This window comes from Amycolatopsis sp. NPDC114503 (genome assembly GCF_055633655.1).
Genome location: NZ_JBVKDT010000001.1, coordinates 1,119,246 through 1,131,040, shown reverse-complemented (window position 1 = coordinate 1,131,040; position 11,795 = coordinate 1,119,246). Strand labels below are relative to the sequence as shown.

Here is an 11,795-nt window from a genome sequence, read left to right as displayed (position 1 = left end):
GAGAGCGGTCATGCGTGCTAGGAAAGTGCTCGTCGCGACGTTGGCCGTACTGGTCGCGGCCACGACGACCGCGGGAGCAGCAACGATCGACAACCGACACGGCGGCTTCGCCGGGCGCTTCGACCGTCCGCAGCACGGATTCGCCCCGGCGAGCACGAAGCTGCGCGACGGCAGCCCGGGCGAGGTCAACCTCGATCCGCAGCCGATCCGCGACGCCGAGCAGTTCCTGAAGAGCTGGACGCAGCCGGACGCCAGCGGGCATCCGCACTTCTCCGGCGCGGTCGGCCTGCTCGCGCACGACGGCGTGGTCGTGGACCGCTACGCCGTCGGCGGCGCGCTCCGGTACGCCGATGCCAAGGGCACCGAACTGCCGCCGGACCAGCAGGTTCCGATGCGCAACGACACCATCTTCGACATGGCGTCGATCTCGAAGCTCTTCACCTCGATCGCCGCGCTGCAGCTGACCGAGCAGGGCAAGCTGGACGTCAACGCGCCGGTCGTGCGCTACCTGCCGGAGTTCGGCGTCAACGGCAAGCAGGACGTCACCGTGCTGCAGCTGCTCACCCACACCTCCGGCTTCGACGCGGACCCGTCACCGTCGCTCTGGCAGGGCTATCCGGACATCCCGTCGCGGCGCAAAGCCATCCTCGACAGCCCGCTCAAGAACGCGCCGGGCAGCACCTACCTGTACTCCGACCTCAACATGCTCACCTTGGGCCTGCTGATCGAGAAGCTGTCCGGCAAGCCGCTGGACCAGGTCGTGCACGACCGCATCACCGCGCCGCTCGGCATGGTCGACACCGGCTACAACCCGCCCGCGTCGAAGCTCTCCAGGATTGCGGCGACCGAGTACGAAACCACCCCGCCGCGCGGGCTCGTGCGCGGACAGGTGCACGACGAGAACGCCTGGTCGCTCGGCGGCGTCGCCGGGCACGCCGGCGTGTTCTCCACGGCCGGCGACATGGCCGTGCTCTCCCAGACCATCCTCAACGGCGGCAGCTACCGCGGGCACCGGATCCTGCGGCCGGACACCGTCACGAAGATGCTCACGAACTACAACCAGCGCTTCCCCGGCGACGAGCACGGGCTCGGCTTCGAACTGGACCAGCCCTGGTACATGGGCGCGCTGGCGTCGCCGATCAGCGCGGGACACACCGGCTTCACCGGCACCACGCTGGTCATCGACCCGGAATCGCGGTCGTTCGCGTTGCTGCTCACCAACCGCGTGCACCCCACGCGCACCTGGGGTTCCATCAACCCCGCCCGCCAGGTCTGGGCGACCTCGCTCGCGAAGGCGATGGCCGTGCGGCCGGTCGCAGGCCCCGACGCTTGGTACGCGAGCCTGGGAAACAACGGCGTCGCTACTCTCCGCACCCAACCGCTTCCAGCAGGTGCACCACTGCGCGTGTCCTTCTCCGCCTTCGTCGACACAGAGGGCCCGAGTGACCCGTTACAGCTCGAATCCAGCACCGACGGGGTTAATTGGCAACCGGTTCCCTTGCTGGCCCGTGGCCCGGGTGCGCCCGACGAGGAGACGCCCGCGCTCGGCGGACACGGGCACCGGTCCTGGTGGCGGGTGTCCGCAGAGGTGCCCGCGTTTGCCGTTACCTCACTTCGGTGGCGTTACAGCACCGATCCGAATTACACGGGACGGGGAGTTTCCCTCGATAGTGTGAAAGTCACCCAACGCGGCCACCTCGTTCTCGATGGTGAGCGGAATCCGTCGGAACTGACCTCTTCAGGTTGGAATCTGAGCGCTCGGTAGCCGCCCAGCCGCGCATCGCGACCTGCGCGACCCCACTCAGTGGAACAAGACTCCTTCGCTAGACACACTTAGTTGCCAAGTCGTTAGCTTGAGCTCGTTAACACGGTGGACCCGGTTGGCGACTTTCTTGACAACGATTAATCGCAAACCGAAGTCCGCAGACACGGACGGGTTGTGGTTCTGCCGAAGGATGTGGGTAGCCTTGTCGCAAATGCCAGCGGTTAGTAACTTTCCGACGGCGGATGATACCGATTCCGTAGTCAGCAGCGCACCCTCTGAGCACTTCGCAGGTCAGACCCCGGTGCGCGACGCGGATGCGAGCCCGTTGGTTCGCATCCGTTCCCTGCTGCCCGGACTCGCCCGCGCCGAGCAGCGCGTCGCGAAGGTTGTCCTCGAGGACCCGGCCTCGGTCGCGCGCCGCAGCATCACCGAGGTCGCGCTGGCCGCGAACACCTCCGAGACCACCGTTACGCGCTTCTGCAAGGCCGTCGGCGTCGGCGGCTACCCGCAGCTGCGCATCGCGCTCGCGGCGGACACTGCCCGCACCGAGGCGCGCTCCTCGCGCAACCTCGGCGGCGAGATCGGCCCTGGCGACGACCTGGCGTCCGTCATCGGCAAGGTCAGCTTCGCCGACGCGCGCGCGGTCGAAGAGACCGCCGACCAGCTCGACGTCGCCTCGCTGCAGAGCGTGATCGACCTCGTCGCCGAGGCGGGCCGAGTCGACGTGTACGGCGTGGGCGCAAGCGCTTTCGTCGCCGCTGACCTGCAGCAGAAGCTGCACCGGATCGGCCGCGTGAGCTTCTCCTGGTCGGACACGCACATCATGCTGACCTCGGCCGCCGTGCTGAAGCCGGGCGACGTCGCGGTCGGCGTCTCGCACACCGGCGCGACCACGGACACCGTCGAGGCGCTGCGGGTCGCGCGCGAGCACGGCGCGGTGACTGTCGCGGTCACGAACTTCCCGCGCTCGCCGATCACCGAGGTCGCCGACCACGTGCTCACCACCGCGGCCCGCGAAACCACCTTCCGGTCCGGGGCGACAGCAAGCCGGATCGCCCAGCTGACCGTGATCGACTGCCTCTTCATCGGCGTCGCACAGCGCCACATGGACGCGTCGGTCAGCGCGTTGGACGCCACGAGGGACGCGGTCGGCTCGCACCGGCTCGGGGTCAGACCCGACGGTCGTCGTCGTCCGCGGGAAACCGGCAAATGAACCAAGAAGCGAGGATCTGATGTCCGTCCCTTGCCAGACGGTGCACGTCGATTCGCCCACCGAACAACGAAACCCGCGCACGGTGGACATCGATCTGATGTCCACCATGGGGATCCTCGGCGCGATCAACGCCGAGGACCGCCGGGTGCCGGACGCGGTGGCCGCGGTGCTGCCGCAGCTGGCGCGCGCGGTCGACTACGCCGTCGAGGCGCTGCGCGGCGGGGGGCGCGTGCATTACGTCGGCGCGGGCACCTCGGGCCGCCTGGCGACGCTGGACGCGGCCGAACTGGTGCCGACCTTCAACGTGCCCGGCGACCTGTTCATCGCCCACCACGCGGGCGGTGAGAAGGCGCTGCGGCAGGCCGTCGAGAACGCCGAGGACGACGCGGACGCCGGCGCGGCGGAAATCGCTCGCTCGGTGCAGCCGGGCGACTTCGTGCTCGGCCTCGCCGCCTCCGGGCGCACGCCGTACGTGCTCGGCGCGCTCGCCGAGGCCAGCCGGATCGGCGCGCACACCGGGCTCGTCTCGGCCAACCCGCGCGCCGCGCAACCGGCGGGCGTGGACGTGCTGATCGCCGTCGCCACCGGCCCCGAGGCCATCGCGGGCTCGACCCGGATGAAGGCGGGCACGGCGCAGAAGCTGATCCTCACCGCGTTCTCCAGCGCGACGATGATCAAGCTGGGCAAGACCTACTCGAACCTGATGGTGAGCATGCGCGCGACGAACGCGAAGCTGCGCGGCCGCAACATCCGGATCCTGCAGGAAGCCACCGGCATGACCATGGCGGACTGCTCGGACGCGCTCACCGAGTCCAGCGGTGACCTCAAGGTGGCGCTCGTGCACCTGCTGTCCGGCAGCGACGTCACTCGTTCCGCCGAGGCGCTGACCGCGGCAGGCGGGCACGTGCGCAAGGCGCTCGACTCGCTGCACCTGCGCGCCGGCTGAGGGCTTTACTGGATTGTCCGTGAAGGGCTCCTTGAGGGAATCTGATTCCCTGAAGGAGCCCTTCACGGCTTTTCGGCAAGCGAAAGGACGGCGATGACGCAGCGGCTCACTCGCGGCGACCGGTGGTCGATCGGCGGCATGGCGGCCGTGATCCTGCTGCTCAACCTCGTCGGCTGGGGTTTGCTCGTGCTGGTTGTCGCACCGCGGCATTACGCGCTCGGCGCGGGCGGGACGTTCGGCATCGGGCTCGGCGTCACCGCGTTCACGCTCGGCATGCGGCACGCGTTCGACGCCGACCACATCGCCGCCATCGACAACACCACGCGCAAGCTGATGGCCGACGGGCAGCGTCCGCTGTCGGTCGGGTTCTGGTTCTCCCTCGGGCATTCGACAATCGTCTTCGCGCTGTGCCTGCTGCTGTCGATGGGTGTCCGCGCGGTCGCCGGACAGCTGGAGGACGGCGGCTCCGCGCTGCACGAGACGACCAGCCTGATCGGCACGTCGGTGTCCGGGATTTTCCTGTACCTGATCGCGATCATGAACCTGGTCGTGCTCGTCGGGATCGCGCGCGTGTTCGCCCGGATGCGCCGCGGCGAACTGGACGAGGCCGAGCTGGAACGGCATCTCGACAATCGCGGCCTGATGAACCGGCTGTTGCGCGGGGCCACCAAAGCGGTGCGGAAGCCGTGGCACATCTATCCGGTGGGTGTCCTTTTCGGACTCGGCTTCGACACCGCGACGGAAATCGGACTGCTCGTGCTCGCGGCGGGCGCGGCCGCGTTCGCCTTGCCCTGGTACGCGATTCTCGTGCTGCCGATCCTGTTCGCCGCCGGCATGAGCCTGTTCGACGCCGCCGACGGCGTGCTGATGAACTACGCCTACGGCTGGGCGTTTTCGCGGCCGATCCGGAAGATTTATTACAACCTCACGGTCACCGCGCTTTCCGTGGCGGTCGCGCTCGGCATCGGCACCATCGAGTTGGTCACGCTGCTCGCCGAGAAGCTCGACATCACCTCCGGCCCGCTCGCCGCGATCGCCTCGGTGGACCTGGACTACGTGGGCTTCGCGATCGTCGGGCTGTTCGTGATCACCTGGTCGGCCGCGTTCGCGATCTGGAAATTCGGGAGAATAGAGGAGAAGTGGGCCGCGCGGCTGGGTACCGCCGACTGACACTGGGGGAACCGTGAAGAGACAAGTGCTGATACTGGCGAGGGCGTTGTCGCTCGTGCTCCGCCGCCGGACCGACGTGCCGCCGGACGGCGTCGCGATCCACTACAGCCGTGGCATCCGTCCGCTGTTCTGGGTGATGCTGGCGGTCAACCCGGTCGACATCGCACTGGTCGAGGTGGTGGTGAAGTCCGTACCGCTGCGGATCGCGTTGCTGGTACTGGAAATCCTCGGCGCGCTCTGGTTCCTCGCGCTCGTCGCGACGCTCTACAAGTACCCGCACTCAGTCGGCAAGGACGCGCTGCGGGTGCGCTATCTGTCCTTTTTCGACTGCCGGATCCCGTTGGCCAGCATCGATTCCGTCCGGCAGGTGAGCCGGTCGCTGCGCGCGCGGGGCGGCGTCACCGTGCCCGAAGACGGTGTGCTGGCAGTGGGAATCAACCAGTCGACCAACCTCTCGGTCGCCCTGCGCGAACCGCGGGTGGTCGATCTCGGCCGCAAGGGCGCCGTCGAAATCACTCAGCTCGACTTCTGGGCCGACGATCCGCGAGCCGCCGTCGCCGCGATCCGGGATCAGCTCCCGGCGAGTGTGTGAAGCTGCCGGAAGCGGCGGCGGATCCCCTCACCGCCGCCCCGGCAACACCCCCAGTGCGTTTCAGAACGATCCGACCGGCTGGCGGATCGCGGCGTTCAGCCGGTTCCACACGTTGATCCCGGCAATGGACAGCAGCAGCGCCGACAGTTCCTTCTCGTCGTAGATGTCCGCGGCCGCGTCCCAGACCTCGTCCGGGATCGGGTCCGACTGGTCGGCCAGCCGCGTCACGCACTCGGCGAGTTCCAGCGCGGCGCGTTCGGCGTCGGTGAAGTACGGCGATTCGCGCCACGCGCCGACGGCCCAGATCCGCTCGTCCTTCTCACCGGCCTCCTTCATCTCGCGGGCGTGCAGGTCGACGCACACGCTGCAGCCGTTGATCTGGCTGGCCCGCAGGTGGATCAGGTGGTGCGTGGTCGCGGGCACGGTGCTGTCCTTCGTGGCGGTGGCCAGCGCCATCAGCGCCTTCATCGCTTCCGGGTGCACCTTGATCGGGTGGGTCATCCGAGCCTGCATGGTGATCTCCTCCTGTCACGTCCGCCGCGTTCGGCGGGTCTTGGTGGTAGGACCCGGCCCAAGGAGAAGATGTGACAGTGCGGGACGAAAAACAGGACGAGAATTTTTGGGCGGCTCAGCTCGAGGAGCATCGGCCCAGGTTGCGGGCGGTGGCGTACCGGATGCTCGGTTCGTTCGCCGAGGCCGACGACGCCATCCAGGAGACCTGGCTGCGGGTGACGCGGTCGTCCGGGGAGGACATTCGCAACACCGGCAGCTGGCTGACGACGATCGTCTCGCGGCAATGCCTCAACATGCTGCGCTCCCGCGCGACCCGCCGCGAGGACCCGCTGGACATCCGGGTGCCCGACCCCGTCGTGGAAACCGGGGACGGCGTCGATCCGGCGGAGCAGGAGGTCCTCGCGGACTCGGTCGGGCTCGCGCTGCTGGTGGTGCTGGAGGCGCTCGACCCGGCGGAACGGCTCGCCTTCGTCCTGCACGACATGTTCGCCGTGCCCTTCGACGAGATCGCGACGATGCTCGACAAGAACACCGCAGCCGTACGGCAATTGGCGAGCCGGGCGCGGCGGCGGGTGCAGGGCGCGACGCCGGCCGGTCCGCCGGACCGCGCCCAACAGCGCAAAATCGCGGACGCCTGGCTCACCGCGGCCCGCGGCGGCAACTTCGAAGGGCTCGTCACCCTTCTGCACCCGGACGCTTTGCTGCGTGTCGACACCGGCGGCCCGGACTCGAAGGTCGTGCGCGGCGCGGCCGAGGTCGCGGGCAACGCGTCGCGGTTCCGGCCGACCGGCATGGTGTCGCAGTACGCGACCGTCAACGGCGGCCCCGGCATCGTCGCCCTGCGCGACGGGAAGCCGGTTTCGGTGCTGTCGTTCACCATGTCGGACGGGCTGATCGTGGAGATCAACATCCTCGCCGACGTCGAGCGGATCGCGGCGTTGGACTTCTGAGGTCAGCCGAGCCGGTCCAGGGCGGCTACCGCTTCGGCGGGCAGCTGCACCTGGCCGGCGGCGAGGTTCTCGGCGAGATGCGCCGGAGTCGCCGTGCCCGCGATCAGCAACGTGCCCGGGTAGCGCTGAAGCAGCCAGGCCAGCGCGACCTGGGCGGGGGTGCAGCCGAGTTCGGCCGCGATCCGGGTGACGACCGGATTGCCGGTGACGTCCTGGCCCAGCTCGAACGCGGACCCCAGCGGGAAGTACGGCACCCAGGCGATCTCGTGTTCCCGGCACAGCTCCAGCACTGGTTCGGTGGCGCGGGCGAGCACGTTGTAGGAGTTCTGCACGCAGACGATCCCGACCGGCAGCGCGTGCCGGAGCTGGTCCGCGGACACGTTGCTGAGCCCGAGCGAGCCGATTTTTCCGGCGTCGCGCAGGGAAATCAGTTCGGCCAGCTGGTCGTCGATATCGACGATCTGGTCGCCTTCCGCGATCAGCCCGGGTCCGGCGTCCGCGCGGCGCAGGTTGACCACGTCGAGCTGTTCGACGCCGAGCGAGGCGAGGTTGTCCTCGACCTGCGCCCGCAGCTGCTCCGGCTGTTGCGCGAGCCGAAGCCCTTGCGGTGCTTCCTCGGCACCGACCTTCGTCACCACGACGAGGTCGTCCGGATAGGGCGAGAACGCTTCGCGGATCAGGTCGTTGCAGCGGCCGTCGCTGTAGAACTGGGCGGTATCCAGGTGGTTCACGCCCGCGCTCGCCGCGGAGCGGAGCAGTTTTACCTGCTCAGCACGGTCGGTACCGGGGCGGCCGAGCTGCATCACGCCGTAGCCGATCCGCGCGACCTCGTGGCCGGCGAGCTTCGCGGTGCCGCCTGGAGAGGTGGTTGCCGTCATGAGGAAAAACTCCTGCCGTGGCATAGTGGAAGTTGATGCGGAGGCGCCTCCGTATTTCCACCGTAGCAGAAACGGAGGACCCTCCGCTTTGTCGAGCCCGAAGAAACCTCGCGCGGACGCTGAACGCAACCGTCTCCGTCTGTTGGCTGCTGCCCGCAAGGCGTTCGGCGAAGGCGACGAGCCCGTCACGCTGGAGCGAGTCGCGCGCGAAGCAGGCGTCGGCATCGGCACGCTCTACCGCCACTTCCCTACCCGCGAAGCGCTCGTCGAGGCGCTGTACCGAGACGAGTTGGCGCAGGTCGTCGCGAGCGCGCCGAAGCTGCTCGCTGCCGAGAAGCCGCTTCGCGCGCTGCGTCGGTGGATGGACCGCTTCGCCGAGTACGCGAGCACGAAGCACGACATGGCCGACACGCTGCGCGCGATCATCGAGGCGGGCACCGTCGACATGACGCAGGTACGCGCGGAGCTGACCGAGGCAGTTCAGCTGATCCTGGATGCGGGAGTTGAGAACGGCACGCTTCGAGCGGACGTTCGTGCGCAAGACGTTGTCGTGACGGTGGTCGGCGCGTGCAGCATGCGGACGCTGCCGGGCGGGCCGGAGCAACTGGACCGGATGCTCGACCTGATCCTCGCCGGAGTCCGTCAGCCGCCGAGCTGATGCACGCGCAGCGCGAGCTGGATCTCCAGCGACCGTTCGGGTTCACGCCAGTCCTCGCCCAGCAGCGCGGCCAGGCGTTCCATCCGCTGCGCGACCGTGTTGACGTGGACGTGCAGGGTTTCCTTCGCCCGCGCCAAATTCCCGCCTGCCGCGTAGTACGCGCGCAGCGTGCCGACGAGGTCGGTGCCGCGGCGGGCGTCGTAGTCGAGGACCGGGCCGAGCGTCGCCCGGACGTAACCGGACAGGTCGGAATGCCTGCCGAGCAGGACGCCGAGGAACCCGAGATCGGCCATCGCCGCGCCGTCGCCTTCGCGGCCAAGTGCCAGCAGAGTATTAACGCATCGAACAGCTTCAGTGTACGCCTGCGCCAACGCTTCCGGCCCGCTCGCCGGACCAGCGGCGCCGACGGTCACCGGGCAGTCCACAATGGACTTCAGCTCAGCCGCGATCCGCGCTGCCGCAGGCTGATCGGGTGCGAGCGCGACTACTTGCTCCGCGTGAACACCGACCAAATCGCCGTACCTCGCGCAAGCCGCAGCCAGTCCGCGTCGAGAAATTCCGGAGGCATGCGCGACCAAAACCGCGTGCGGTGCCGACAAATCGACGCCCAACCGGCGTGCGCGGGCCACCAACGAACCCGGGTTACGGGTCGGCGCGGTGAGCAAGTCGGTCAGCAACTCGCCGCGCACCTGGTCCTCGGCTTGCGCAACGGAACGACGCAGCAGCAACAACAACGCCGTGACGACAGCCGCGCGTTCAAAGAGCCGACGGTCGTCCCCAGCCAGCTCCGGACGTCCGGAAAGCGTCAGGCTGCCAAGCAACTCTCGGCCCGCCCGCACCGCACACACCCAGACGTCCTTTGTAGACACTGCGCGGCCGTTAGCGTGCGAGGAAGCCACCGCGGCAGCGTCAAAAGCGACCGAGGCACCGGCCAGCAGCCCGCCTTCTTCGTCGTGCACGGCGATCGAGCCGCGCAACACTCCGGCCACTTCCGCCGCGACCGCGGGCAAATCCGCACCGCCGAGCACGAGGTCCATCAACCGGTCGTGCGCGTCGTCGGCCCGCCGCATCGTCGCGTTGGCCGCGTTCAGCTCCGCAGCCGCGGACCGTGTTTCGTCCAGCAAATGCGCGGTGTCCAAGGCGATCGCGGCGTGCGCGGCCAGCGACGACAACAGCGCGACCTCAGCCGTCGAGAACGCCCGCGACGACCGGTCCGACGCATACAGCACGCCCAGAACCTTGCCGCCGATCGCCAACGGCACACCAAGAATCGCCTTCAACCCCTCCTCGCGGACGCCCGCATCGATCGGGCTCGTGTGCCGGAACCTCTCGTCCTGGAAATAGTCCGCAGTCGCGTATGGACGCGCGGTCTGCGCAACGAGCCCTCCGAGACCTTCGCCCATCCCGAGGACAATCTGTTGGAACAGCGCGGAAACCGACCCGTCCGTAACGCGGATGTACGTCTCGCCGTTCGCCTCGTCGTTGAGACTGAGGTACGAAACGTCCACGCCCAGCAGTGTCCGCGCGCGCCGAACGATCGACCGCAGCACCGCGTCCGGGTCGCGCAGCCGGGCGAGGTCGCTCGCGGTGTCGAACAACGCCGTCAGCTCGGCTTCCCGCCGTCGGTGCTCGCTGAGCGTCTCGCGGATCCGCAGCGCCAGCTCGGTCGCCGAACCGATCGCGGCGGACTGCTCCGCGGACAACCCCCGGGCGGCGACGTGCGCCAGCTGCTCGCTGCTCGCTCCGGCGGCGAGCAGTTCGAGCAGCCGGCGATACGCCTCGGCAGTGGGGTCCACGCCCGTCATGCTGTCATTGAAGCCTGCCGTTCGGCGGCCGTCTCGTGCAACGACGCGCCGCGCGTCTCGCGGGCGGCGAGCAGTGCGACCAGCGACAACAGGCACATCGCGACCACGTAGACCGAAACCGGCACCGTGGAGTGGTACGCCTCGAACAGCGCCACCGCGATCAACGGCGCGACCGCCCCGGCCGCGATGGACGACAGCTGGCCGCCGACCGAGAGCCCGGTGTAGCGCACCCGCGTCGGGAATTGTTCCGCGAAAAACGCCGCCTGCGGCCCGTACATCGCACCGTGCACGACAAGCCCGACCACCGCCGCGCCGATCACCGACCAGGTGGTGCGCAGGTCGAGCAGCCAGAAGAAGCCGAACGACCATGCGGCCATTCCGACCACGCCGAACAGGTACACCGGCTTCCGGCCGATCTTGTCGGACAGCAGGCCCCACAAGGGAATCGTCACGAAATGCACCGCCGACGCGACGAGCACCGCGGTCAAGCCAGTCGCTTTCGGCAGCCCCAGCCCAGTCGTCACGTACACGAGAATGAACGCGGTGATGACGTAGTAGGACACGTTTTCCGCTATGCGCGCACCGAACGTCACTGCCAGCGCACGGAAATGCCCGCGGAAGACGTCGACAATCGGTGCCTGCTCACGCTCGTCCGCAGCCGCCTTCGCCGCGATGAACACCGGCGATTCCGAAACCGCCAGCCGGATCCACAGGCCGAGCACGACCAGCACTCCGGACAGCAGGAACGGAACCCGCCAGCCCCAAGCCTGGAAAGTCGCGTCCGACTGGGCGGACGCCAGGATCGCGAGCACCGCCGTGGCCAGCAAGTTCCCGGCCGGAACGCCAGTCTGCGGCCAGGACGCCCAGAACCCGCGCCGCCGATCGTCGCCGTGCTCGGAAACCAGCAGCACCGCGCCGCCCCACTCGCCGCCGAGGGCGAAGCCCTGGATCAGCCGCAGCAGCGTCAACAGGACCGGCGCGAGCACGCCGACCGCGCTGTACGTGGGCAGCAGACCCATCGCGAACGTCGAACCGCCCATCAGCAGCAGGCTCACGACCAGCAGTTTCTTGCGTCCGATGCGGTCGCCGAAGTGCCCGAACACGAGCCCGCCGATCGGCCGCGCGAGGAATCCGACCGCGTAGGTCAGCAACGCCAGCAGGGTGCCGGTGAGCGGGTCGGCGGTCGGGAAGAACAGCTTGTTGAAGACCAGCGCGGCGGCCGAGGTGTAGAGGAAGAAGTCGTACCACTCGATGGTGGTTCCGATCAGCCCGGCTCCGACGACGCGCAGCAGCTTTTTGTCCATA

Annotated in this window: 11 protein-coding genes; 7 read left to right on the top strand and 4 right to left on the bottom strand. The window is 68.6% G+C overall.

Features of this window, described 5'->3' with window-relative positions:
* Positions 1–10 precede the first annotated feature (10 nt).
* The 5 genes from ACZ7OI_RS05550 to ACZ7OI_RS05530 all read left to right on the top strand — a co-directional run bounded on the left by ACZ7OI_RS05550 (position 11) and on the right by ACZ7OI_RS05530 (position 5,686).
* A complete protein-coding gene (locus ACZ7OI_RS05550; RefSeq protein ID WP_470262958.1) occupies positions 11–1,765 on the top strand; it encodes a serine hydrolase domain-containing protein in 1,755 nt (584 codons plus the stop codon).
* Positions 1,766–2,066: 301 nt separating this feature from the next.
* Positions 2,067–2,978: a MurR/RpiR family transcriptional regulator gene (locus ACZ7OI_RS05545; protein ID WP_470262957.1), complete on the top strand. Its 912-nt coding sequence runs from the start codon at positions 2,067–2,069 to the stop codon at positions 2,976–2,978.
* Positions 2,979–2,994: 16 nt separating this feature from the next.
* On the top strand, positions 2,995–3,924 hold the full coding sequence (locus tag ACZ7OI_RS05540) for an N-acetylmuramic acid 6-phosphate etherase (RefSeq protein WP_470263446.1): 930 nt from the start codon (positions 2,995–2,997) through the stop codon (positions 3,922–3,924).
* A gap of 93 nt (positions 3,925–4,017) precedes the next feature.
* Positions 4,018–5,094, top strand: a complete 1,077-nt coding sequence (gene nicT / locus ACZ7OI_RS05535) for a Nickel transporter NicT (protein ID WP_470262956.1) — start codon at positions 4,018–4,020, stop codon at positions 5,092–5,094.
* A gap of 13 nt (positions 5,095–5,107) precedes the next feature.
* On the top strand, positions 5,108–5,686 hold the full coding sequence (locus ACZ7OI_RS05530) for a hypothetical protein (RefSeq protein WP_470262955.1): 579 nt from the start codon (positions 5,108–5,110) through the stop codon (positions 5,684–5,686).
* 60 nt (positions 5,687–5,746) lie between these two features.
* Here ACZ7OI_RS05530 and ACZ7OI_RS05525 read toward each other — a convergent pair whose 3' ends face one another.
* Positions 5,747–6,199 (bottom strand): carboxymuconolactone decarboxylase family protein, encoded by a 453-nt coding sequence (locus ACZ7OI_RS05525; RefSeq protein WP_452077508.1) that lies wholly within the window; start codon positions 6,197–6,199, stop codon positions 5,747–5,749.
* A 71-nt stretch (positions 6,200–6,270) separates the two neighbouring features.
* On the opposite strand from ACZ7OI_RS05525, the gene ACZ7OI_RS05520 reads away from it, so the two are divergent.
* On the top strand, positions 6,271–7,149 hold the full coding sequence (locus ACZ7OI_RS05520) for a sigma-70 family RNA polymerase sigma factor (protein ID WP_470262954.1): 879 nt from the start codon (positions 6,271–6,273) through the stop codon (positions 7,147–7,149).
* A 2-nt stretch (positions 7,150–7,151) separates the two neighbouring features.
* Here the strand turns inward: ACZ7OI_RS05520 and ACZ7OI_RS05515 are convergent, their stop codons facing one another.
* Positions 7,152–8,027 carry an aldo/keto reductase gene (locus tag ACZ7OI_RS05515; RefSeq protein ID WP_470262953.1) on the bottom strand — a complete coding sequence of 292 codons (876 nt, stop codon included), beginning with the start codon at positions 8,025–8,027 and terminating at the stop codon, positions 7,152–7,154.
* Positions 8,028–8,169: 142 nt separating this feature from the next.
* Between ACZ7OI_RS05515 and ACZ7OI_RS05510 the strand changes: the two genes are divergently transcribed.
* Positions 8,170–8,685 carry a TetR/AcrR family transcriptional regulator gene (locus ACZ7OI_RS05510; RefSeq protein ID WP_470262952.1) on the top strand — a complete coding sequence of 172 codons (516 nt, stop codon included), beginning with the start codon at positions 8,170–8,172 and terminating at the stop codon, positions 8,683–8,685.
* Here the strand turns inward: ACZ7OI_RS05510 and ACZ7OI_RS05505 are convergent.
* Together ACZ7OI_RS05505 and ACZ7OI_RS05500 are read right to left on the bottom strand one after the other, a co-directional pair.
* A complete protein-coding gene (locus ACZ7OI_RS05505) occupies positions 8,670–10,490 on the bottom strand; it encodes a helix-turn-helix domain-containing protein (protein ID WP_470262951.1) in 1,821 nt (606 codons plus the stop codon). The genes ACZ7OI_RS05510 and ACZ7OI_RS05505 overlap by 16 nt on opposite strands.
* Positions 10,487–11,794: an MFS transporter gene (locus ACZ7OI_RS05500; protein ID WP_470262950.1), complete on the bottom strand. Its 1,308-nt coding sequence runs from the start codon at positions 11,792–11,794 to the stop codon at positions 10,487–10,489. Before ACZ7OI_RS05500 ends, ACZ7OI_RS05505 begins: the two co-directional genes overlap by 4 nt.
* Position 11,795: the final 1 nt, after the last annotated feature.